The 22,981-nt window shown below is 72.6% G+C and carries 16 protein-coding genes; 3 read left to right on the top strand and 13 right to left on the bottom strand.

The features are described from left to right. Positions 1-115 precede the first annotated feature (115 nt). The 6 genes from B1H29_RS04970 to B1H29_RS04945 all read right to left on the bottom strand — a co-directional run bounded on the left by B1H29_RS04970 (position 116) and on the right by B1H29_RS04945 (position 7,733). Entirely contained in the window at positions 116-1,126 is a 1,011-nt protein-coding gene (locus B1H29_RS04970; RefSeq protein ID WP_055419047.1) for a LacI family DNA-binding transcriptional regulator, read from the bottom strand. An 88-nt stretch (positions 1,127-1,214) separates the two neighbouring features. Beyond that, positions 1,215-2,171 carry an endonuclease/exonuclease/phosphatase family protein gene (locus B1H29_RS04965; RefSeq protein ID WP_167392510.1) on the bottom strand — a complete coding sequence of 319 codons (957 nt, stop codon included), beginning with the start codon at positions 2,169-2,171 and terminating at the stop codon, positions 1,215-1,217. A 37-nt stretch (positions 2,172-2,208) separates the two neighbouring features. After that, positions 2,209-2,421, bottom strand: coding sequence for a hypothetical protein (locus B1H29_RS38775; protein ID WP_055419045.1), 213 nt, complete (start codon positions 2,419-2,421; stop codon positions 2,209-2,211). Positions 2,422-2,682: 261 nt separating this feature from the next. After that, positions 2,683-3,087 (bottom strand): nuclear transport factor 2 family protein, encoded by a 405-nt coding sequence (locus B1H29_RS04955; RefSeq protein WP_055419044.1) that lies wholly within the window; start codon positions 3,085-3,087, stop codon positions 2,683-2,685. An 89-nt stretch (positions 3,088-3,176) separates the two neighbouring features. Then, positions 3,177-4,409 carry a cytochrome P450 family protein gene (locus tag B1H29_RS04950; protein ID WP_055419043.1) on the bottom strand — a complete coding sequence of 411 codons (1,233 nt, stop codon included), beginning with the start codon at positions 4,407-4,409 and terminating at the stop codon, positions 3,177-3,179. A gap of 120 nt (positions 4,410-4,529) precedes the next feature. Then, positions 4,530-7,733, bottom strand: coding sequence for a BTAD domain-containing putative transcriptional regulator (locus B1H29_RS04945; RefSeq protein ID WP_079160033.1), 3,204 nt, complete (start codon positions 7,731-7,733; stop codon positions 4,530-4,532). Between the two features lie 255 nt (positions 7,734-7,988). On the opposite strand from B1H29_RS04945, the gene B1H29_RS04940 reads away from it, so the two are divergent. Further along, positions 7,989-10,193: an MMPL family transporter gene (locus tag B1H29_RS04940; protein ID WP_055419041.1), complete on the top strand. Its 2,205-nt coding sequence runs from the start codon at positions 7,989-7,991 to the stop codon at positions 10,191-10,193. Between the two features lie 170 nt (positions 10,194-10,363). Next, positions 10,364-10,645: a heavy-metal-associated domain-containing protein gene (locus tag B1H29_RS04935; RefSeq protein WP_055419040.1), complete on the top strand. Its 282-nt coding sequence runs from the start codon at positions 10,364-10,366 to the stop codon at positions 10,643-10,645. A gap of 80 nt (positions 10,646-10,725) precedes the next feature. Here the strand turns inward: B1H29_RS04935 and B1H29_RS04930 are convergent, their stop codons facing one another. The 7 genes from B1H29_RS04930 to B1H29_RS04900 all read right to left on the bottom strand — a co-directional run bounded on the left by B1H29_RS04930 (position 10,726) and on the right by B1H29_RS04900 (position 17,275). Continuing rightward, complete coding sequence (locus B1H29_RS04930; protein WP_055419039.1) at positions 10,726-11,562, bottom strand: SAM-dependent methyltransferase; 837 nt, start codon at positions 11,560-11,562, stop codon at positions 10,726-10,728. A gap of 13 nt (positions 11,563-11,575) precedes the next feature. Then, positions 11,576-11,818, bottom strand: a complete 243-nt coding sequence (locus tag B1H29_RS04925) for a ferredoxin (protein WP_324611012.1) — start codon at positions 11,816-11,818, stop codon at positions 11,576-11,578. Next, complete coding sequence (locus tag B1H29_RS04920) at positions 11,815-13,005, bottom strand: cytochrome P450 (protein ID WP_055419038.1); 1,191 nt, start codon at positions 13,003-13,005, stop codon at positions 11,815-11,817. Before B1H29_RS04920 ends, B1H29_RS04925 begins: the two co-directional genes overlap by 4 nt. Positions 13,006-13,066: 61 nt before the next feature. Next, a complete protein-coding gene (locus tag B1H29_RS04915) occupies positions 13,067-14,338 on the bottom strand; it encodes a cytochrome P450 (RefSeq protein ID WP_159027781.1) in 1,272 nt (423 codons plus the stop codon). A 32-nt stretch (positions 14,339-14,370) separates the two neighbouring features. Continuing rightward, entirely contained in the window at positions 14,371-15,243 is an 873-nt protein-coding gene (locus tag B1H29_RS04910) for a methyltransferase domain-containing protein (RefSeq protein ID WP_055419036.1), read from the bottom strand. Between the two features lie 70 nt (positions 15,244-15,313). Next, positions 15,314-16,504: a cytochrome P450 gene (locus B1H29_RS04905; RefSeq protein WP_055419035.1), complete on the bottom strand. Its 1,191-nt coding sequence runs from the start codon at positions 16,502-16,504 to the stop codon at positions 15,314-15,316. Positions 16,505-16,885: 381 nt separating this feature from the next. Beyond that, on the bottom strand, positions 16,886-17,275 hold the full coding sequence (locus B1H29_RS04900) for a nuclear transport factor 2 family protein (RefSeq protein WP_055419034.1): 390 nt from the start codon (positions 17,273-17,275) through the stop codon (positions 16,886-16,888). A 307-nt stretch (positions 17,276-17,582) separates the two neighbouring features. Between B1H29_RS04900 and B1H29_RS04895 the strand changes: the two genes are divergently transcribed. Beyond that, positions 17,583-22,976: a type I polyketide synthase gene (locus B1H29_RS04895; protein ID WP_159027780.1), complete on the top strand. Its 5,394-nt coding sequence runs from the start codon at positions 17,583-17,585 to the stop codon at positions 22,974-22,976. The last annotated feature ends 5 nt before the right edge of the window (positions 22,977-22,981 follow it).

The raw sequence follows: 22,981 nt of genomic DNA, 5'->3' as shown, positions 1-22,981 counted from the left end.
GCGTTGTGGGGCGCCGCTCACTCAACCACCGCGAACAAGTGGACGCAATATCTCGCGCTGATTTCGTAATTGCTCGACAGTCTGCCGAAGATGTCCGCCAGAGGGGGCGGAGCCGCTACCGGGTGGCCGCCTGCGCGGTGGAGCCGCGGACGACGAGCTCGGGCTCGAAGAGCAGCTCCCTGTGGGGCACTTCGGTGCCCTGGATCTGTGCGCAGAGCAGGTCGACGGCGGCGCGTCCCATGGCCTCGATGGGCTGGCGGACGGTGGTGAGCGGGGGTTCGGTGCAGGTCATGAAGGCGGAGTCGTCGTAGCCGACGACGGACACGTCGCGGGGTACGTGGAGTCCGCGCCGGCGGGCGGCGCGGACGGCGCCGAGGGCGAGGGGGTCGCTGGCGCAGATGACGCCCGTCACGCCGCGCTCCAGCAGGCGTGACGCGGCTGCCTGGCCGCCCTCCAGGGAGAACATGGCGCGCTCGACGAACTTCTCGGGCAGCTCGGCGTTCACCGCCTGCGCCGCCTGCCGTGCGGCGGCCAGCTTCCGGCGGGAGGGGATGTGGTCCGTGGGGCCGAGCACCAGACCGATGCGCTCGTGGCCGAGGGAGGCCAGGTGCCGCCAGGACTGTTCGACGGCCACGGCGTCGTCGCAGGCGATGCACGGGAAGTCGAGATCCTCGATGGAGGCGTTGATCAGCACCACCGGGATGTTGCGTTCCGCGAGCAGCCGGTAGTGGTCGTGCGGGGCGTCCGCCTGGGCGAACAGCCCGCCCGCGAAGACCACGCCCGACACCTGCTGCTGTAGGAGCAGTTCGACGTAGTCGGCCTCCGAGACGCCGCCCTGGGTCTGGGTGCACAGCACCGGCGTCAGCCCCTGCTGGGCGAGGGCGCCGCCGATGACCTCGGCGAACGCGGGGAAGATCGGGTTCTGCAACTCGGGCAGCACCAACCCCACCAGCCGCGCACGCTCGCCCCGCAACTGCGTCGGCCGCTCGTATCCCAGGACGTCCAACGCGCTCAGCACGGACTGCCGGGTCGCCTCGGAAACCCCCGGTTTGTCGTTGAGCACCCGGCTGACCGTGGCCTCGCTGACCCCAACCTTCTTCGCTACTTGAGCAAGTCGTCGCGTCACATACGCAAGACTAGCGCAAGTCCCGCAAGCCGCTTGCTCTCCAGTCTCATTGAGGCAGCTACGTCCGGCTGTGCGGCGTATGCCCCGTTCAGTCCATCCTGATCCGGGCGACGACCGGAAGGTGATCGCTTCCGGTGGCGGGGAGGGTGCGGATGTGGCCGACGGTCGCGGAGCGGGCCATGACCTGGTCGATGCGGGCCAGCGGGAAGGCGGCGGGGAAGCTGAGGGCGACACCCCGTTCGGCGACGTTCAGACGCGTGGTCAGCGGATCCAGCGCACGGTCGTGGACCGTGCCGTTGAGATCGCCCAGCAGGACGACCCGGGGCAGCCGCTCGGCCGCCACGGCGTCTCCCAGCAGGCCGGCGCTCTCGTCCCGCCAGGACGAGGCGAGGCCGCTCGCCCGGACCCGTACCGAGGGCAGGTGCGCGACGTACACGGCCAGCTCACCGTGCGGCGTCCGCACCGAGGTCCGCAGCCCGCGATTCCACTCGTCCGTGATGCCCCGGGGCTTGATGTCGAGCGGCCGCGCACCGGTGAGCGGACGCTTCGACCAGAGCCCGACCGTGCCCTGAACCGTCCGGTACGGGTACTCCGGGGCGAGAGTCCTCTCGTACACGGCGAGGTCCCGGGGCACCAGCTCCTGGAGCGCTATGAGGTCGGCTCCGGTCCCGGCCAGGGCGCGGGCCGTGCCCGAGGGGTCGGCGTTCTCGTCGCTGACGTTGTGCTGCACCACGACCAGGTCGGCGGCGCCGGGCTCCGGCGCGGGCAGGAGCAGTGCGCCGAACAGGTACGTCCAGGCCGCCACCGGCAGGAGCAGGGCCACCAGCGCGACGGCCGAACGACGCACCAGCGCGAGGACGAGCAGCACCACGACGACCAGGCCGAGCCACGGCAGGAACGACTCCAGCAGACTGCCCAGCCCGCCCACCGCATTGGGGACCGCCCCGTGGAACAGCGTCAGGGCGGCCGTCAGTGCCGCCGCCCCGGCGAGCACTCGCCCCCGCGTCCAGGCCGACCGGCCCCGCGCTTTCGTCCGTTCGGCCATCGTTTTCCGTCCACTCGTTGTCGGTCGTCAGGACGCGTCAACAGGTGGATCGGGTTCCGGTTGCCTCCGAGGCGTTGGTGAGGTGGTCGGTGTCCTCGGTGGACTCGGCGAGCAGGTCGCGCATGGCGCGCTCGGTGCGGGCCGGATCCTGGTCCCGGACGGCGTCGAGCACCGCCCCGAGCGCACCGATGTCGAGGATCTCGCCCTCGGCGATCGTGAATGCGATGCCGCTTGCCGAGAGCCCTCGCACGGAGTGCGCCCGGACCCGTGTCGTTCCCCCGAGTGCGAGCGCTGCGGCGGCCGGGTGGTCCCGGTGATGACCGTCTCGACGGCGGCGGACCGTGCCGGGCGGCGCCGCACTCCCGCGGCAGCGCGGACTACCGCCCGTACGGGGGACGCGCCGCGAGGCGGGAGCGCGGGTACCGCACCCGGTCCGCCTCTCAGTCCGCCACCGCGGCGTTCCCTCCGGGTGCGTCGTGAGGCGTCGTCCGGTTGCCGGCTGGTGCCGTGTTCAGGAGGGCATCATGTCGTTCTTGAGCGTGCGGGTGATCTGGTTGATCCGCTTGAAGCGGCGGTCGTCGGCGAGCTCCGCGAACGTGTAGTACTCCATCTGGATGGCGCCGCCGGCTTTGAGGGAGCCGTCGAAGGTGAGGCGCAGGGCGAGGGTGTTGCCGCTCTGCAGTGCCTCACGCACCGTGTACTGGACGCTCTCGAAGGTCTGGCTCGCGGCGGGGGCGTGCTCGGCGAGTGCCGCCCGGTCCGTCTCGGTGCCGTCGGTGACCTGTACGAAGTCCGGCGTGTAATAGCGGTCGATGCTCTGCTCGGGATTCTCGCCCCCGAAGATGACGTCCTTCACGTACGAGTTGAAGAAGTCGCTGGCGAATTCCTCGGGGGTGGTGCCGAGATCGACGGACATGCCATTCCTTTCGGTCCTGCCTGCTGGATACCCTCCCCAGGTATACACCCCAACCGGGAAGCACACCAATGGTGTTGGGGTCTCGTGGCTCAAAGGCGTACGGGAAGGCTGCGTGCGCTGCGCAGTGGCATGAGGTGATGCCATTCCAGCTCGGTGGCGTCCACCGCGAGGCGCAGGGCGGGGAAGCGCGTGAGGAGCCGGTGGAGCGCCACCTCGATCTCGAGCCGGGCCAGGGGGGCTCCGACGCAGTGGTGGATTCCGTGGCCGAAAGCAAGGTGGTCGCCCGGCTCGCGGGAGATGTCGAGCCGCTCGGGTTCGGCGAACCTGCACCGGTCGCGATTGGCCGACTGGATCGACACCAGGACGCACTCGCCCCGGGGGATGTCCACGTCGCCGAGCCGCACCGAGGCGGTGGTGTAGCGCAGGGCGGCGGAGTCGCCCGGGCCCTCGAATCGCAGCAGCTCGTCGATCGCGGACGCGAGCAGCGCCGGGGAGGCGCGGGCGGCCGCCAACTGGTCGGGCCGGACAAGCAGGTTGATGACGCTGTTGCACAGGGCATAGGCCACGGTCTCGTACCCGGTGAAGAGCAGCAGGCAGGCGGTCGCGATGAGATCGCCCTCGTCGAGGGGCCCGCCCTCCTCGTCGGCTGCGGACGCGAGGTCGGAGAGCAGGTCGTCCGCGGGCGCCGCGCGCTTCTCGCGGAACAGGCCGGTCATGAGCCGGATGACCTCACCGGCCGCGGCACGCGCGGCGTTGGGCGTCGCGGGCCGCCCGCCCACCGTGACCAGGGCCTCGGCGGATTCCTCCAGGCGGGCCCGCAGGGCGTGCGGAACACCGAGCACCTCGGAGATCACCGCGAGCGCCACGGGGAGGGCGAACCCGCTCAGGAGTTCCGGCTCGTCGCGGCCCGCCAGCCGGGCCAAGGCGCCGTCCACGATCCGCTCGACGTCGCGACGCCAGAACGCCGAACGCGGCGTGCCGAAGGCGCGGTTCACCAGGTTTCGCAGGCGGTCGTGCGCGGGCGGATCGCTGTGCAGCACGTGCCGGCCGGCGGCCTCGGCGAGGAGTGCCTGAGGGGGGCCGTGTTCCCAGGGCGGGTGCTCGTACTTGGGTGAGGCGTGCGCGGGATCGGTGCTCAGGCAGGGGTGGGCGAGGGCCTTCCGGGCCTCCTCGTACCGGGTGACGAGCCAGCAGACGGTGCCGTCCGGCAGGCGCGCGGGATGGACTGGTCCTGCCTCCCTGAGCCGGGCGTACCGGGCATGCGGGTCTGCCGTGGACGGGGCTCCGAGCTGGACCGGCAGCGGTTCACAGGCAGGCGCCATCGTTGCTCCAAGCGGTGAGGGCAGGTCACCGGCCCATCGTTGTACAGTGGATGGAGTGGTGTCATGTCCGCGATTGCTCTGGTGGCCGTGCGCCGGCGGGTGACGGCTCGACCGCGACCGTCAGGTTCGTGTCGGTCGGGCGGACTCGAGCAGACTGTCCTGGTCGAGGCGGGCCCTGATCAGCTCGGCGGCGTCGCCGCGCCCCAGGGACCGCCCTCTTTCGTACGCCTGGGCGTGTGCCGCCTCGCCGAGATCCTCCGTCAGGGCCGCCGCGAGCTGGGCGATGTCGGGGTTGCCCGCCTCGGAGGCACCGCGCAGCGCGTGCGAGACGCCGAGCAGCAGCGCCGCCGACTCGGGGTCCCGACAGCGCTGCAGCAAGTGCGCCACCGCGGCGCAGACGAGCGCCACGAGAAGCATGTCGGCCGCGTCGACGGCCAGTTCCAGAGCCTCGCGCAACGCACGGTGGCTGCCCTCGAGGTCGTCCCGGGCGAGGGCGATCCGGGCGGTGCCCGTCCAGTACAGGGTGTGGAAGGCCACGTCGTGGAAGGTGTCGGTGGAGCAGGTCTCGCGGGCCAGCGCGTACTGTCTCGACGCCTCCTCGACATCGCCCTCCAGGCGCGCCAGGTCACCGAGGTTCAACCGCGCCATGCGCAGATGGGGCGCCGGGGAGGGGCTGTCGACGACGCGCAGCAGTTCCTCGCGGGCCGCCTCCCGCTGACCGGTGTGCCGGTGGGCGATGGCCAGCCAGACCCGCTGCAGATCGTCTCCGCCCAGCTCGCGGGCCGGGCCCATCGCCTCCGTCAGCGCGGCCACGGCCTCGCCGTACTTCCCTTGGGACATCAGCCCCACGGCCAGATACGTCAGTGATGTGGCCAGGCCCCAGCGCTCGCCGATGACGCGGAACTCCCGTGCGCTCCAGCGCAGATCGCGACAACCCTGCTCCGGGTTGCCCTCGTTGAGGCTGAACATGGAACGGATGAGCCACAGCATCGCCCGGGTCCACCGATCGGGCGGGGAGGGCTGCTGGTCGATCGCCCGCAGCCCCTCCTCCACGTCGCCGCTGATCCAGGCACGCAGCGGCGTCACCAGGGCGACGGCGGGATGGTCCCCGGCCTGTGGCCCGCGGTTCGTGCCCAGCCATGGATCCACCGGCACGCCCAGGGCGTTGACCGGGTCGCCGGAGAGGATGCCGTTGAGCAGGCACCCCGCCGCGGCGACGGCCCGCTTCTGCGGCTCGGTCTCTCCGGGCACCTCCAGCGCGGTCCGCAGCAGGTGCACCGCCTGGCCGTACTCGCCGCGCTGGGTCCAGAAGTACGAGAGCGCGGCGCCGAGCCGGACGGCGGTGTCGGCGTCGCCCAGCTCGTAGGCGAAATGCAGCGCGGCCAGGAGGTTGTCGCGGTCGGCGGTGAGCGCCCTGGTCCGGCCGATCTGCTCCGTGCCGCCCCGCAGGTGCGGCTCCGCGGCTTCGGCCAGGGCGAGGAAGCAGTGGGCGTGGGCGCGCCGCGCCGCTTCCACCGCACCGCGGTCGGCGAGGCGTTCCAGACCGTAGGCGCGGATCGTCTCCAGCATCCGGAAGCGCATCTCCCCACCGTCCACGACCTGCACGACCGACTTCTCGACGAGGGAGGTGAGTGTGTCGAGAGTGCGGGTGCCCAGCCCGGCCATGGCCTCCGCGGTCTCCAGCGTGATCGAGGCCGGGCAGACCGAGAGCGTCTCCGCGAGACCCCGCTCGTCGTCGGTGAGCAGATCCCAGCTCCAGGCGACCACGGCGCGCAGTGTCCGGTGCCGGGGCCGGGCGGTGCGGCTGCCGCCGGTCAGGACGTGAAAGCGGTCGTCGAGGCGGGCGGCCAACTGCTCCACCGAGAGCGTACGCAGCCGGGCCGCGGCCAGCTCGATGGCCAGCGGGAGCCCGTCGAGCCTGCGGCAGATGTCGGCCACGGCCGAGGCGTTGTCCGCCGTGACCGTGAAACCGGGACGGACGGCGGCCGCGCGGTCGCTGAAGAGCTGTACGGCGGGACAGGCGGCCACGGTCGTGGCGCTGGAGAGCGGCGAGGGAAGGGCCAGCGGCGGCACCGGGAAGAGCGATTCCCCCAGGATGCCGAGCGGCTCCCTGCTGGTCGCGAGGATCCTCAACCGCGGGCAGCGAGCGAGGAGTTCGTCGGCGAGCCGGGCGGCCGCCCCGATGACGTGCTCGCAGTTGTCGAGGACGATCAGTGTGCCGGCGGCCGGGACCACCTCGATCAGCCGGTCCGTGCTGTCGCCCGTGCCGTCGGCGGAGTCGGACAGGCTGACGCCGCGGGTGCCCAGCGCCGCCAGCACGGCCGGTGCCACGTCCCTCTCGTCGGTCACCGCGGCCAGCTCGGCCAGCCATACGCCGCCGGGTGTGCCGTCCGCGAGTTCGCCGGCGAGCGCGGTGGCCAGGCGGGTCTTTCCGGTGCCGCCCGTGCCCACGAGCGTGACGAGGCGGTGTTCGGCCATCTGGTTGCCGAGCCGCAGCGTCTCCGCGTACCGCCCCACGAAGCTGGTGAGCTGCGCGCGCAGATTGTCGCGGCGCAGGCCTCTGGGCGCCCCGTGCCGCCGGTCCGCGCCGTCCTGCCCCCGCAGCACACGCAGATGGGTCTCCTGCAGTTCCGGCGACGGGTCGGTGCCGAGCTGATCGGCGAGCCAGGTCCGGCAGCGTTCGTAGGCGGCCAGCGCCTCGGCGGACCGGCCGTCCGCGTGCAGGGCGCAAATCAGGAGCGACCACAGACGCTCGCGGTGCGGGTGCAGCGAGACCAGCGACTCCAGTTCGGCGATCATGCAGGGCAGTTCGGTGCGCAGCGACAGGCCGGCTGCGGCGCGGTCCTCTAGGGCGGTGAGCTTGAGTTCGCTCAGGCGTACGACGGTGCCCTGCGCGTACGCCGAATCGGCCATGTCGGCGAGCGGCTCGCCCCGCCACAGACCGATCGCCTCGCCCAGGACCCGGGTGGCGGCCCGCGGATCGTCCTCCTGGAGCAGGCGGCTGCCCCGACGGGCGAGCACCTCGAACCGCAGTGCGTCCACGGAGTCCGGCGCGATGTCCAGGCGGTAGCCGCCGCCGGCGAACCGCAGGGGAGTCCCGTCGGGCAGCGCCTTGCGCAGGCGGCTGACGAGAGCCTGCACGGCGTGACCGCGGTCGGCCGGCGGCTCCTGGGGCCACAGTGCGGACGCCAGCGAACCGACCGGGACGGACCTGCCCGATTCGAGTGCCAGCCTGATGAGGAGGGTGCGGAGCCGGATGCCGCCCACGGCGACGGACTTCTCCCCGCTCCGGACCTCCAGCGGTCCGAGAAAGCCCACATGCATTCCCCCATGGTGACATCCGTGTCACCCGGACGAGCTGCGCATGATTGCTCAATGTGAGCGACATGAGGGCGCGTTGTGAGCGGGCGGGGGCAGCCTCGACGGCGTTGGCCGTTCGGCCGACAGACGGGAGGGGGCACGGGGCGGCGCGGTACTGCTAATCCCCCGGGCGGCCCGCCATCCACGCGGCCCCCTCCCTCGACCTCGCCGGATCCCCGCGGTGCTGCCTGCCGCGAGACGTGAGATACGAGGACTGACATGACTGCCCTGGCGCGATGGTGTTTCCGACACCGGATCGTGGTCCTGCTCCTGTGGCTGGGGGCGCTGTTCGGCACGGCGGCCGGCGGATCGGTGGGCGGCAACGCCTTCTCCAACGCCTTCGACGTGCCCGGCACCGAGTCGACGCGCGCCATGGAGCGCATGGAGGAGGTCTTCCCCGAGGCCGCCGGTGACGTGACCACCGTGGTGTGGCGGACCGAGAACGGCACGGTGCGGGACCCCGCGGTGCGCGACCGCATGACGGACGCGCTGCGGGACATCGCGGGCCTGCCCCACGTGGGCGAAGTACTCAGTCCGTACGACACGGCGGGCGGCGCGCACATCAGCGAGGACGGCAAGATCGCCTATGCCGAGATCATCTTCACCGAGCAGGCGTACGACCTGGACAAGGACGACACCAAGAAGGTGATCGACCGGGCCCAGGACGCCCGCACCGACGGACTCGACGTCGAACTGGGCGGCATGGCGATCGAGTACGCGCAGCAGCCGGCGGAGGGCGCCGCCGAGCTGGTGGGCATCGTGGCCGCGGCCGTGGTCCTGCTGCTCGCCTTCGGTTCGCTCTTCGGCATGCTGCTGCCGATCATCACCGCCGTCGTCGCCGTCGGCACGGGTGTCTCCCTGCTGGGAGTGCTCAGCCACGCCATGACACTCCCCGCCTCGGCGCCGATCGTCGGTTCGCTCGTCGGGCTCGGGGTCGGCATCGACTACGCGCTGTTCGTGGTGACGCGGCACCGCAAGGGCCTGAAGGCGGGACTGACCCCCGAAGCCTCCGCCGAGCGCGCGCTGAACACTTCCGGACGGGCCGTGGTGTTCGCCGGCGGCACGGTGTGCGTCGCCTTCCTCGCGATGTTCGCGCTCGGCATGCAGTTCCTGAACGGGCTGGCCCTCGCGATGATCGTCGTCGTGCTGCTCAGCGTGGCCTGCGCCGCGACCCTGCTGCCCGCCCTGCTCGCGCTGTTCGGGACGAAGGTGCTCAGCCGGCGTGAGCGCCGCGCGCAGGCCGAGGACGGACGGCGGGCCGAGGAGGGCGCCGGACCGCTCGCCGTGCGCTGGGCGGCGTTCGTGGAGGGGCGGCCCGGCGTGGTCGCCGTGGTCGCCGTCGTGGTGATGGTCGTGCTCGCACTGCCCGCACTCTCGCTGCGGCTCGGTGCCAGCGACCAGGGCAACCATCCGCAGTCGCAGACGACCCGGCAGGCCTACGACCTGCTCGCCGACGGCTTCGGCCCGGGGTTCAACGGTCCGCTGCAACTGGTCGCCGACGTCCCCGGCGGCGACGCCGACGTACGGGCCCTGGAGGCACTGGTCGACCGGGTGCGCACCATGGACGGCGTCGCGGACGTCGCCGAGCTGAGCACGCCCGACGGCGCCGGGTCACGGGTCTACCAGGTGGTTCCCGCGCACGCGCCGCAGGACGAGGAGACCGACGACCTCATCACGGAACTGCGTGACTCGGCCGTGCCGCAGGCGGAGCGCGGCAACACACTGGAGGTCTACGTCGGCGGCAACACCGCCGTGCAGAGAGACTTCGCGGAGGCGATCACCGACCGGCTTCCGCTGTTCATCGCGCTGATCGCGGTACTCGGTGCGCTGCTGCTGATGGTGGCTTTCCGCAGTGTCGTGGTGCCGCTGATCGCGGCGCTGATGAATCTCCTCGCGGCGGGCGCCGCGTTCGGCGTCATCGTCGCGATCTTCCAGTGGGGCTGGGGCATCGACGTGCTGGGCCTCGGCAAGGAGGGGCCGATCACCTCGTACATCCCGGCGTTCATGCTGCCCCTGCTCTTCGGTCTTTCCATGGACTACCAGGTGTTCCTGGTGAGCCGGATGCACGAGGAGTGGGTGCACACCAGGGACAACGCGCGCGCCGTGCGCCTGGGCCTGACGGACACCAGCCGGGTGATCAACTGTGCGGCGCTGGTCATGGTCTGTGTCTTCGGCTCCTTCGTCCTGAGCGCCGACCAGGCCGCCGTGATGACGGGTGTCGCGCTCGCCGGAGCGGTCGCCGTGGACGCCTTCATCCTGCGGATGCTGCTGGTGCCCGCGCTGATGCACATCATCGGCGATGCCAACTGGTGGCTGCCCGGCCCACTGGACAGGGCCCTGCCGCGAGTCGCCCTGGAGGCGCCGGCGGGCCAGGGGAGCGGGCCGGTGCCGCGGGAGCGGGAAGACCTCGTCACCGAGCGGTGACGAGCGGCTCCGCCGCCCGCGCCTTCGAGGACGGTCCGCGTTCTCGAAGGCGCGGGCGCGTGCGCTGTGTCATCGAGCGTGCGGTCGTCCGTCGGGTAGGGTAGCCTGCATATACCCCCCAAGGGTATTTCTCGATGAACGAACCGGGGCAACGACGACAGGAGTAGCTCATGGCCTCCCCCGCAACTCCCAACGGTGACGCCGCGGCGAGCGGGACCGGTGAAACCTCCGAGGCCGGGGGCGTCACCGTGACCTACGTCGTCGAAGGCATGGTCTGTGGGCACTGCGCCACCTCCGTTACCGAGGCCATCACCGGCCTCGACGGCGTGCGCGACGTGGATGTCGACGTCCAGAGCGGACAGGTGTCCGTCAGCTCCGAGCGTGAGCTGGAGGAGGCCGCGCTCGCCCGGGCGCTCGACGACATCGGGTACGAGATGTCCGGCCGCGCCTGACGAGGCGGCAAACGCGGAGGGGGCGGTGACCGCGAGGTCGCCGCCCCCTCCGCCTTCGCACGCTCAGGCCGAGGCGCCCGTCACCGCACCGGGCGGTGCGCCACCACCAGGAGGTAGCCGAGTTCCCAGACCTCGGCGAGGTCACCCGGATCGAGCTGGTAGGCCGGATCGTCGCCGTGCATCTCCTCGATCTCCGCCGGGACCGTCGCCTTCTGCCGCGACGCCTCCCGCATGGTCTTCGCCATCACGTTCTCGCTGATGTCGATGATCTCGTCGACCATCAGACCGGCGCCTCGGAGCAGTCCAGGGTAGTCGTCGACCGTGACGGCCGGGCCGAGCAGCGTCTCGCGGTAGTACGCCTCAACCACTGCCCTCTTGTGCTCCGGTATGGGGGCCCGCTCGAAGATGTCGGTCAGCACCACGCGCCCGCCGGGGCGGACCACCCGGCCCATCTCGCCCAGTACCCGGGCACGGTCCGGCATGTGGATCATGGACTCCAGCGCCCACGCGGCATCGAAGGAGTCCGCTTCGTAGGGCAGGTCCATGGCGTCCGCGAGTTCGAAGCGCACCCGGTCGGCGAGGCCCGCCTCGGCGGCCCGCTGGTTGCCCAGCCTGACCTGCTCCTGGCTGACCGTCACCCCGGTGACCCGGGCGCCGGCGGCCTGGGCGAGGCGCACGCCGGGCCCGCCGATGCCGCAGCCCACGTCGAGCAGGTGCCGGTCCGTGCCGACCCGCGCCTTGTCGATCATGATCTCCGTCAGGCGGGCGGCCGCCTCGGCCAGCGAGGAGTCGTCGTCCGGAGAGTCCCAGTACCCGAAGTGCAGGTTGGCCGCCGGGTCCGCCATGACCGAGAACTGCGCGAACCGGTCGTAGAACCCGCCGACCTCGGTCGGGTCCGGCGCCTTGATCCCTTGCATTGCTGATGTCCCCTCACTCACCTGCGACAACCTTTCCTGACACATCCCGCACCGAGTACCCGATCGCTCCGCTCGGGCAGGACCGGACCGCCTCGCGGAGCGCCGCGTGATGCCGGTCGGCCGGCTGTGCGTCCAGCACGACCACCGTGCCGTCCGCATCGGACTGGTCGAACACCTCGGGGACCGTCAGCGCGCACATCCCCGCCGAACAGCACAGTTCGAGATCCGCCTCGACCCGCAGGACCCGGCCGCTCACCAGGTGACCGGCAGCTCGTGCACGCCGTAGACGATCATTTCCGACCGAAGCGGCACGTCGTCGACGGGCACCGCGAGGCGCAGGCCGGGAAACCTGTCGAGCAGGGCGGTGAACCCGACCCGCAGCTCGATCCGGGCCAGTTGCTGGCCCAGGCACTGGTGCAGGCCGTGGCCGAAGCCCAGGTGGCCGGCCGCAGACCGGGTGATGTCCAGTTCTTCCGGCCGTTCGAACCGGCGTGGATCGCGATTCGCGGCGGGCAGTGAGACGGTGACCACCTCGCCCGCGCGGATGAGCCGGCCGGCCACCTCCACGTCCGCCAGCGCCGCCCGGGTCGGCCCGAACTGAAGGATGCTCCCGTGCCGCAGCAACTCCTCCACCGCGCCGTCCATCAGTCCCGGGTCGGTACGCAGCGCGGTCAGTTGGTCCGGGTGGCTCAGCAGAGTGAACGTCCCGAGCGTGAGCATGTTGGCCGTGGTCTCGTGTCCGGCGACGAGCAGCAGCCCGCCGATGCCGGCGATCTCCTCGTCCGTCAGATCGCCGTCGGCGACCAGCCCGCCGAGGATGTCGTCCGCCGGTTCGGCCCGCTTGCGGCGCACGGTGCGGAGCATGACCTCGTCGATCCCGGCGGCCGCGGCGACGACCTGGTCGATCGAGCTGTCGGTGGACATGAGGACGCTCGCATTGTCCTGGAAGACCTGGCGCTCGTCGTAGGGCACACCGAGGAGTTCGCAGATCACCAGCGACGGGATCGGCAGCGCGAAGTGCTTCAGGAGGTCGACGGGGCGCCCGTGTGCCTCCATGGCGTCGAGCCGCTCACGGGTGATCTCCTCGACCCGCGGCAGGAGCCGGTTCATCCGCCGGACGGTGAACAGGCCGGCCAGCGGCTTGCGCAGCCGGGTGTGGTCGGGGGGATCCATGCTGATGAACCGGCCCGGCGCCGCCGGTTCCGCCACCCACGGGTACGGGACGGGCAGGCGCTGCAGCTCGCTGCGGGAGCTGAACAGGGGGTTGCCGAGTACGCTGCGCGCCTCGGCGTGCCCCGTGACCAGCCAGCCGAGCGTGCCGTCCGGGTAGGTGAGGCGTCTGACCGGGGTCCGGGTACGGAGCGCCGCGAGTTCTTCGGGAGGGGCGAAGGGGCAGGTACGCGCCGTGGGCAGTGCCACCGGCTCCGGTGCGGTCTCTGTCATCTGGTGGCCTTTCCGCTTTGGCTCGGTCGGATCTGCGATGTGCCCCACGCGTTCGGACGCCTCACCGGCTGAGCGTGACAGGCAGCGTGTCGAAGCCCCGCAGTCCGAGGCCGAGCCGCCGCCGGGGAGGCCCGGCCGCGGTGATCGCGCGGGTGCCCGCCACCAGCCGCCGCAGCAGGACCTCCGCCTCCAGGTTGGCCAGTTGTGCGCCGAGGCAGAAGTGCACCCCGGCCGCGTACGACAGGTGGGCGTTCTCGCCCCGGCCCACGTCGAGGCGTTCCGGGTCCGGGAAGCGCGCGGGATCCCGGTTGGCGGCGCCGATGACGGTCATCACCGTCTGTCCCGGCTTGAGTTCGACGCCCGCGAACCACACCGGCTCCAGGGCCACCCGCGCGTCGAGCTGCGCCGGGGTGTCGTACCGCAGCAACTCCTGTACGGCGGAAGGGATCAGGCCGGGATCGGCGCGCAGCCGCGCCCACTGGCCGGGGTTGTCGAGCAGGGCCCGCATGCCGTTGCCGAGCAGATGGGTGGTGGTCTTGATGCCCGCTCCCAGAAGGAGCAGCGCGGTGGAGACGATCTCGTCGTCGCTCAGGCCGCCGCTCTCGGGCGCGGTGCCGAGCCGGCTCAGCAGATCGTCGGCCGGTTGGGCCCGGCGGCGGGCGAGCAGCTCGGCGAAGTAGTCGCACAGCGCGCGCTGCGCTTCGGCGGCGGCGCGGAACACCGCCGCGTCGGTGACGGGCTCCATCAGGGCGGCCAGCGCCTGGCAGTTGGGCAGTACGGAAGGACGGTCGCTCTCGGGAATGCCGAGCAGGTCGGAGATGACGATCTCCGGCAGCGGCTTGGCCACGGCCTCCATGAAGTCGCCGCCCGCGGTCCCGTAGAGGCCGGCGAGCAGCCGGTCCGCGTGCGCCACCATGGCGGGGCGCAACCCCTCGACCTGCCGGTGGGTGAAGACGGAGCTGACGGGTCTGCGCAGCCGGGCGTGCCGGGGCGGGTCCACGAAGGCCATGCTGCGCTTGAGCGCGGCCATCACCTCCGCGACCTGTTCCTGGGGCACGGGCGCGAGACGGAACCCGTCCATGTCGTCGCCCCGGCCCAGCGAGCGGTGCCGCAGCGCGGCGTCGCACTCCGCGTGCCCGGTCAGCACCAGCGTCCCGTCGCCCGTGATCAGAGCCGGTGCCGTCTCGCGCAGCCTGCGATAACCCGAGTACGGGTCGTCGGCGGCGGGATTCTGCATGATCTCGAGGAAGACGGACTCGGCGGCGTCGTCACGGCGGGCCGTGACCGTCAGCGTGGCGGGCGGTGTCTGCTCCATGGCTGGCTCTTCACTCACTTCCGTGTCCTGAACTGCTGCCGCGGGACTGGTCACGCCTCGGGACGGTGGGCCACCACCAGTACGTAGCCCAGTGCGGTGATGTCGCTCAGCCGGGCGGGATCGAGGTGGTAGGCCGGGTCGGTGGCGAACTTCTCGTCGATCTCCGCGCGGGCCTCCCGCATCTGACGGGAGAGCTCCTGGGTGGTGCGCCACATGACGTTGTCGCTGATGTCGAGGACCTCGTCGAGCACCAGACCGGCTTCTCGCACCAGACGCGGATACGAGTCGAGCGTCACCATCGGGCTCATCTTGGCGGCCTGGAAGAACTCGTCGACGGTGCTCTGCTCGTCGGCGGTCAGCGGGGACCGCTCGCACAGATCGGTGAAGACCACGCGCCCGCCGGGGCGGACCACCCGGGCGATCTCGCCGAGCACATGGCCGCGGTCGGGCATGTGGATGATGGACTCGAGCAGCCACGAGGCGTCGAACGAGCCGCCCGGGTAGGGCAGTTTCATGGCATCGGCGTACTCGAAGCGCACCCGGTCGCCCAGGTCGAGGCCGGCCGCGAGCTCGTTGGCGAGGGTGACCTGTTCGTGGCTCACCGTGATGCCGGTGACCTCGGCACCGGTGACGCGGGCGAGCTGGACGGCGGGCCCGCCGATGCCGCAGCCGACGTCGAGCAGGTGACCGGAGGCCGGCAGCCGTACTTTCTGGATCATCAGGGCGGTGAGCTGTGCGGCCGCCTCCTCGAAGGTCGCGGCGTCGTCCGGCGACGTCCAGTACCCGTAGTGCAGGTTCGCGCCGGGAGTGTTGCCGATCGTGAGCTTGGTGAAGCGGTCGTAGAAGCCGCCGACCTCCGCCCGGTCGTGTCCGGCCGCGGCCTCACCGTCCTGTGCTGATCCCCTGCCCTGTGCTTCGTCCACGTGCGTCAACCTCTCGTGTGCGGGAAGGGCCGGCGGCGGCGCGGGTGCCCGGGCCGGTGTCCGTAGGGCCTCACCAGGTGACCGGGAACCGGTGCATGCCGTAGATGAACATCTCCGAGCGCAGCGGGAGTTCCTCGGTGGGCACCGCCGGTCGCAGGTCCGGGAAGCGGCGGAACAGGGCGGAGTAGCCGACACGCATCTCGATCCGGGCCAGATGCTGGCCGACGCACTGGTGGATGCCGTGGCCGAAGGTCAGGTGGCCGGCCGCCGACCGGCTGACGTCGAGTTCGTGGGCGTGCTCGAAGCGCTCGGGGTCCCGGTTCGCGGCGGGGATCGAGGTCAGCACCACGTCGCCCTTGCGCACGACCTGTCCGGCCAGTTCCACATCCTCCAGCGCCGCCCTCAGCGGTCCGAACTGACCGATGCTCAGGTAGCGCATCAGCTCCTCGACGGCCGAGTCCATGCGGCCGGGGTCCGCACGCAGCAGGGCCAGTTGATCCGGCTTGCTGATCAGCGCGTACGCGCCGAGGGAGAGCATGTTGGCCGTCGTCTCGTGGCCCGCGACGAGCAGCAGTTTGCCGACGCCCGCGATCTCGGTGTCGGTGAGTCCGCCGTCGGCGACCAGGCCGCTGATGATGTCGTCACCCGGTGCCGCCCGCTTGCCGGCGACCGTCTGCAGCATGAGTTCGTCGAGAGCGGCGTGTGCCGTCATCATCTGCTCGGGAGTGCCGTCGGTGGCCACCGTCGTGGCCGCGTGCCGCTGGAAGGAGTCGCGGGCGTCGTAGGGCACGCCGAGCAGTTCGCAGATGGCCAGGGACGGCAGGGGCAGGGCGAAGTCCTGCACCAGGTCGGCGGGCGGGCCCTGCTCCTCCATCGCGTCGAGGAAGCTCTCGGTGATCCGCTCGATGTGCGGCGTGAGCTGCTTCATGCGACGCACGGTGAACTGGCCGGTGAGGAGCTTGCGGTAGCGCGTGTGCTCCGGGGCGTCCATGCCGACGAAGAAGCCGGGGGGCGCGGGTGTCGCCTGCCACGGGTAGGGAACCGGCATGCGCAGCAGCTCCGTGCGCGCGCTGAAGCGGGCGTCGTTGAGTACGGTGCGGACCACTGCGTGCCCGGTCGCCAGCCAGCCCACGGATCCGTCCGGGAACGCCAGCGGTCGCAGGGGCGTTTCGGCGCTCAGCCGGATCAGCTCGGCGGGCGGGTCGAACGGGCAACTGCGGACCGTGGGCAGGGCCACCGGTTCCGGGGAGGTTCGCGTCATCGGGAGTCTCTCTGCTCAGCCGGATGCGGCGCCCGGCGCACGGCACGGGATCGGATACGCGTGCGAGAAGGATCCGTGACCGGTGCCGCTGGGCGGGGCGCGGTGTCGGCCCGGAACAGAGTCGCACCCCGGATTCGGGCCCCTCAACTCCTGGATTGCACACGCTGCTCACCGCGGACGCCGGGGTGAGAGGCACCGGCGGAGTCGGAAAGAAAGGACAGCGGGGCCGCCGGCGCGCGGTGGCTCGGCACCGTGGGGCCGGCCACCGTGCGGCCGTGGCAGGCCGGGGCCCGCAGGGCGGGGCCCGCGTGGCGGACAGGCGCCAGCGGTGCGGGGGAAGGGGGGACGGCCGCGCGGACGGTCCGGGAGATGCGGTCGGGCTCAGTCCTTGAGGGTCCGGGTGAGGGAGGTGACGTTCGCGAACTTGCCGTCGTCGGTCATCTCGCAGAACTCGAAGACCTCGATCTTCGCCGTCGCCCCCGTCTGCGTGACGCCGTGGATGATGAGGCGGGCGGCGATGCGGTTGCCGTCCCGGACGGCCTCCAGCACCTCGTAGTGCCCGCCCGCGACGCTCTTGCGCACGGGCTTGCAGTGTTTGATCAGGCGCTCGCGCCCCATGCTGACGCCGTCGCTCACGAGTTCGATGTCCGGCGCGTAGTAGCGGTCGATGACCGTGGCGGGATCTTCGTCTCCGTGGACGACGTCGTTGTGGTACCTGTTGTGGAGATCCTCGATGAAGCTCCGAGGGTCCGCGACGGCCTTCATGTCCATGCTTCTCCCTGGGTGGACGATACCCCGGGCGGGTATAGGTGGTGTTCAGTAAAACAGGGGTGGCAGGGCGCCGCAACCAGCCCACGACGCCCACGGTCCGCCTGCCGGGACCGGGCGACACCGCGTCGCCGGCGCGCGACGAGCTGAGCAATCTCGGCGATGACAGGTTCGGTGGACCATCGCAGTCTTGGCTGGGCCGACGGGTCGGCCGGCCGATGCCCGCGTGACCCGTCCGGGCCCGGACGGCCGACCCCCCAAGCCGCCGGCCGACTGCACGTGCGGGCCGGCGTCGTGAGGTGATTGTGGGGTGGAGACAGTGAGCACCGGGGAACGCGAACCCGTTGCGGTGGTCGCCATGGGATGCAGGCTGCCCGGGGGCGTCACCACGCCGGAGGAACTCTGGGAACTTGTGGCCCAGGGACGTGACGGCCTCTCGGACTTCCCCGAGGACCGGGGGTGGGACCTGGAGCGGCTGCGGTCGGCGGACACCGGACTCCCCGGGGTCTCCACCCCGCACCGGGGCGGCTTCCTGTCCGACGTGGCCGGCTTCGACCCCGCCCTGTTCGGGATCTCCCCGCGCGAGGCGCTGGCGATGGACCCGCAGCAACGGCTTCTCCTCGAAACCTCCTGGGAGACGCTGGAGAGGGCCGGCATCGCACCGACTTCCTTACGCGGCCGACCCGTCGGTGTCTTCACCGGCACCGGCGGACAGGACTATCTGACCGTTCTCCAGCAGGCGCGGGACCGGGCGGCGGGCCACACGCTGACGGGCACCGCGGGCAGCGTCCTGTCGGGTCGCGTCGCCTACGCACTGGGCCTGCAAGGGCCCGCCGTCACCGTGGACACGGCGTCCTCCGCATCCCTGGTGGCCCTTCACCTGGCGTGCCGGGCACTGGCCCAGGGGGACTGCACGCTCGCCCTCGCGGGCGGTGCGACGGTCATGTCGACCCCGGCGATGTTCGTGGAGTACAGCAAACTGCACGGCCTCGCGCCGGACGGTGTGGCCAAGCCGTTCTCGGCGGCCGCCGACGGCACGGCGTGGGCGGAGGGCGTCGGCGTGGTGCTCCTCGAACGGCTCTCGGACGCGCTGACGCACGGCCACCCGGTGCTCGCCGTGATCCGCGGCTCCGCCGTCAACCAGGACGGTGCCAGCGACGGTCTGACCGCGCCGAACGGGCGTGCGCAGCGGCGGGTCCTCGGCCAGGCCCTCGCGGACGCCGGACTCTCGCCGGCCGACGTGGACGCCGTGGAGGCACACGGCACGGGCACCGCCCTGGGCGATCCGGTGGAGGCCGAGGCGCTGCTCGCGGTATACGGCGCGGGACGCGAGCGGGGCCGCCCGCTGTATCTCGGATCGCTGAAATCGAACCTCGGCCACGCCCAGGCCGCCGCCGGAGTCGCCGGCGTCATCAAGATGGTGCTGTCCCTCACGCGCGGCACCCTGCCCAGAACACTGCACGTGGCCGAACCCACCCCGCGGGTGGACTGGTCCGGGGGCGGGCTGGAGCTGTTGCACGCGGCGCGGCCGTGGCCGTCGACGGGGCGCCCGAGAAGGGCGGCGGTGTCCTCGTTCGGGATCAGTGGCACCAACGCGCACCTCATCCTGGAGGAGGCTCCGCGGTCCGCTTCCGACGCCTCGCGGACCCCGCGTCCCGGCGTGCGGCCGGCTCCCGGCCATGGCGCCCCCGTCGCCCCGGACGGCCCAGTGGCCTGGGTGGTGTCCGCGCGCGGCGAACGGGCCCTGCGCGAGCAGGCGCGGCGGCTGCGGTCCTGGGCCGCCCGGAGCGCGTCGGCGATGACGGGCGCGGCGGACGGTGCCGCGGCGGGCCGCGAGGGCGTGGCGGACGGTGCCGCGGCGGGCCGCGAGGGCGTGGCGGACATCGCCGGTGCGCTCGCTCGCGGCCGGGCGGAACTGGAACACCGCGGCGTCGTGATCGCGCCGGAGGGGCGTCTTGACCAACTCCTCGACGGTCTGCGGGCGCTGGCCGAGGGAGAGCCGGCCCCGGGGGTCGTCGAGGGGGTGGCGCGCGGCGACGCCCGCCTCGCGGTGCTGTTCACCGGACAGGGCGCACAGCGCCTGGGCATGGGGCGCGAACTCCACGCCCGCTACCCGGTGTTCGCCCAGGCCTTCGACGCGGCCTGTGCGGCGCTGGACCGGGAACTGGCCGGGCACGTCCCCGAGCCGGTCGCCGACGTGGTGTCCGGCGTCAGGCCCGGCGGAGAGGGAGTGCCGGGCGCCGCCGGCCTGTTGAACCGGACGGTGTACACCCAGGCCGGGCTCTTCGCGCTGGAGACCGCGCTGTTCCGGCTGGTGGAGTCCTGGGGTGTCCGGCCCGGTCTCCTCGGCGGGCACTCCATCGGCGAGGTCGTCGCGGCGCACGCCGCGGGGGTCTTCTCCCTGCCGGACGCGGCCCGGCTCGTCGCGGCGCGCGGGCGCCTGATGCAGGAGCTTCCGGAGGGCGGCGCGATGGCGGCCCTCGAAGCCACCGAGGCGGATGCCCTCGGGCTGATCGGCACTGCCGACGACGTGGGCGTGGCGGCGGTCAACGCGCCCGGTTCCGTGGTGATCTCGGGCGCGGAGCCCACCGTGGTGGCACTCGCCGAGGCCTGGCGGTCGCGGGGCAGGAAGGCCAAGCGCCTGCGGGTGTCGCACGCCTTCCACTCGCCGCGGATGGACCCCATGCTCGACGCCTTCCGCGAGGAACTGCGGGCCCTGTCCTTCCGCGCCCCGCGGCTGCCCGTCGTCTCCAACGTGACCGGCAGACCGGCGACGGACGCGGAGCTGACCTCGCCGGACTACTGGGTACGGCACGTCCGGCAGGCCGTGCGGTTCGGTGACGGAGTCAACGCGATGGCCGAACAGGGCGCCGCGGTGTTCCTGGAACTCGGCCCCGACGGCGTGCTCAGCGGCCTCGGACCGGAGGCACTCGACGCTCGTGACACGGCCGAGCGGGAACCCGTGTTCGCCCCCGCGCTGCTCGGGGACCGGCCGGAGCACGGCTCGCTGCTCGCCGCGCTCGGCCGGCTCTGGGTCCACGGCACACCGGTCGACTGGGCCGCGGTGACCGGCGGTACCGGCCCCGCGGCCCGGGTGGACCTGCCCACGTACGCCTTCCAGCGCGGCCGGTACTGGGCGGAGCCGGAGCCGTCGGCCGCCGGCGACGTCACGGCGGCCGGGCTCGCCCCCGCCGGGCACCCGGTCCTCGGTGCCGTACTAGAACTCCCGGACTCCGACGCCCTCGCGCTCACCGGACGGCTGACCGCACGCACCCTGCCGTCGCCCACGCGGAACCCCGCCGCCCTCGCGTCGGGTCTGCTGCTGGAACTGGCGGTCCGCGCGGCCGACGAGGCGGGGTGCGGCCGGGTCCAGGACCTCACCGTCCACACCCCGCTGCTCCCCCCGGAGCGCGACGCGCTGGCGCTGAGGGTGTCGGCGGGTGCCTCCGACGCGAACGGACTGCGTCCCCTGACCGTGCACAGCAGGCCGGACGACTCCCTGCCGGGTCGGCCGTGGACCCGCCACGCCTCCGCGAGCGCCGCCGCGGCGGCGCCCCGGCACGGCGGACAGGGGCCTGGCCCCGGCCTGAAGGCCTGGCCGCCGGTGGACGCCGTGGCGCAGTTCACCGGCGGTCCCCGGCCACCGGCGCCCGGCGTGCGCGGACTGTGGCGGCGGGGTGCGGAGACGTTCGCGGAGGTGGCGCTCCCCAAGGCCCTGCACGGTACGGCACAGGCGTACGGCATTCAGCCGGCGCTGCTGCAGAGCGCCCTGGACGTGGCGCGTATCGCGCAGTCGGGGCAGCCGTCCGAGGTGCGCGAACTGAGTCTGCGAAGCCTTGAGCTGTATGCGACCGGCGCGACCTCGCTGCGGGTGCGCGTCACAGCGGGTCCCGACGGTCAGGCGCTCGACGCCGCCGACGACTCGGGGGAGCCGGTCCTGTCGGTGCGTGGCCTGCGGCTGGTGAGCGGGCCGGGCACGACGGACGGCACCGTGCGCCGGGGAACGCCGTACCAGGTGCGCTGGGCCGCCGCGCCGCTTCCGGAGGCCGTGCGGGAACCGGGCCGCTGCGTGCTGGTCGGCACCGACGCGCTGGGGCTGCGCGGAGCCCTCATGGCCACCGGTACCTATACGGACGCCTACCGCGACCTCGACGCTCTGTGCGACGCGATCGACGCGGGAGACCGCGTTCCGGACTCCGTGCTGATCCTGGGCAGTTCGACCGGCGGCACCGGCGGCACCGGCGGCACCGGTGCCGTCGTGGAAGGCGGTGCGGGGGCGACGGACCTCGGCGAAAGAGCCCGGTACGCCCGGCAGGCCGCCCGGCGCTGGTACGACGAGGAACGGTTCGCGGCCACTCGGCTCGTCTTCGTGACCCGGGGCGCGGTGGCGACTCGGGACGGCGAGGACGTCCCCGGCTTCCTGGACGCGCCGGTATGGGGTGTGGTCAGGTCGGCCCGGGACGAGCACCCGGGCGGCTGCACGCTGCTCGACGTCGACGACAGGCCCGCGTCGCTGCGCGCCGTCGCCGCCGTGCTGTCCGGCGCTCCGGGGCAGGCAGCCCTGCGCCGGGGCGCACTGCGCGTGCCCCGCCTGGAGCCGCTGGCATGGCCGCGCGACCGGCGGGAGCTCACACCCGGCGGCACGGTCCTGATCACGGACGGCACGGGAGCGCTCGGCGCCTCCGTCGCCCGCGACCTGGTCCGCCGCGGGGTGCGCCATCTGCTGCTGGCCGGCGGTGGCGGGTCCGCGGCCCCGGACGCCGGGGCGCTGGTCAAGGAACTGACGGGACTCGGGGCCGAAGTCGCCGTCGTCGACTGCGACTTGACCGACGCCGCGGCGCTGGCCGCCGTCCTGGACGCCGTGGACGACGCGCATCCGGTCACCGCCGTCGTCCACGCGGCGGGTGCCGAAAGGGACGCGCCCGACGGCGACGGAACCGAGCAGCTACCGGTCGGCGCTGTCGCCGCCTGGCACCTGCACCGGCTCACAAGCGGCCATGACCTCGACGCCTTCGTCCTGTTCCTCTCCGCCGACGGAACGCTCGGCGCCCCGCACCATCCGGGCCCGGCCGTCGACGCCTGCTTGCTCGAAGCCCTGGCACACACCCGGCGCGCGGCCCGTCAGGCGGCCCTCGGCATCGCGGTCGACCGGCGCGCCGGGGCGCCCGGGAAGCCCGCGGCCGGCCGGCGGGAGCCGGTGCACCGGGACGACCGCACGGGCTTCACCCCGCTCGGCACCGAGGACGTGACGGCCCTGCTGGACGCGGCACTCGCCCCCGGCGGAGCCGCGGTGATCCTCCCGGCCCAGGTCCGGGCGGGCGCGCTGCGGGACCGGGCCGCGACCCTCCACCCGCTGCTGCGGCACCTGGTGCCGTGGCCGGCCAGAAGAGTCGTCAGGACGGAGACGGCCCCGCAGTCGGGCGGCGCGCTGCGCGCCCGTCTCGCGGCGCTCGCCGACACCGAACGCGACGCGTTCCTGACCCGGCTCGTGCGCGACCAGGTGGCGGCCGTCCTCGCCCAGGCCTCACCCGACGAGGTGGACACCGGGCGCTCGTTCAAGGACCTGGGCCTCGAGTCGCTCAGCGCCATCGAGTTCCGCAACCGTCTCGGCAAGGCCACAGGACTGAAGCTGCCGACCACGCTGGTCCGCTCGTTCCCCACCACGGGCCTGCTGGTGCGGCACCTCAGGGAACAGCTCCGCTGACCGTC

It is taken from the genome of Streptomyces pactum, from assembly GCF_002005225.1.
GTDB classification, from domain to species: Bacteria; Actinomycetota; Actinomycetes; order Streptomycetales; family Streptomycetaceae; genus Streptomyces; species Streptomyces pactum_A.
The sequence above is the reverse complement of the archived record's forward strand: the minus strand, read 5'-3'. Positions and strand labels throughout refer to the sequence as shown.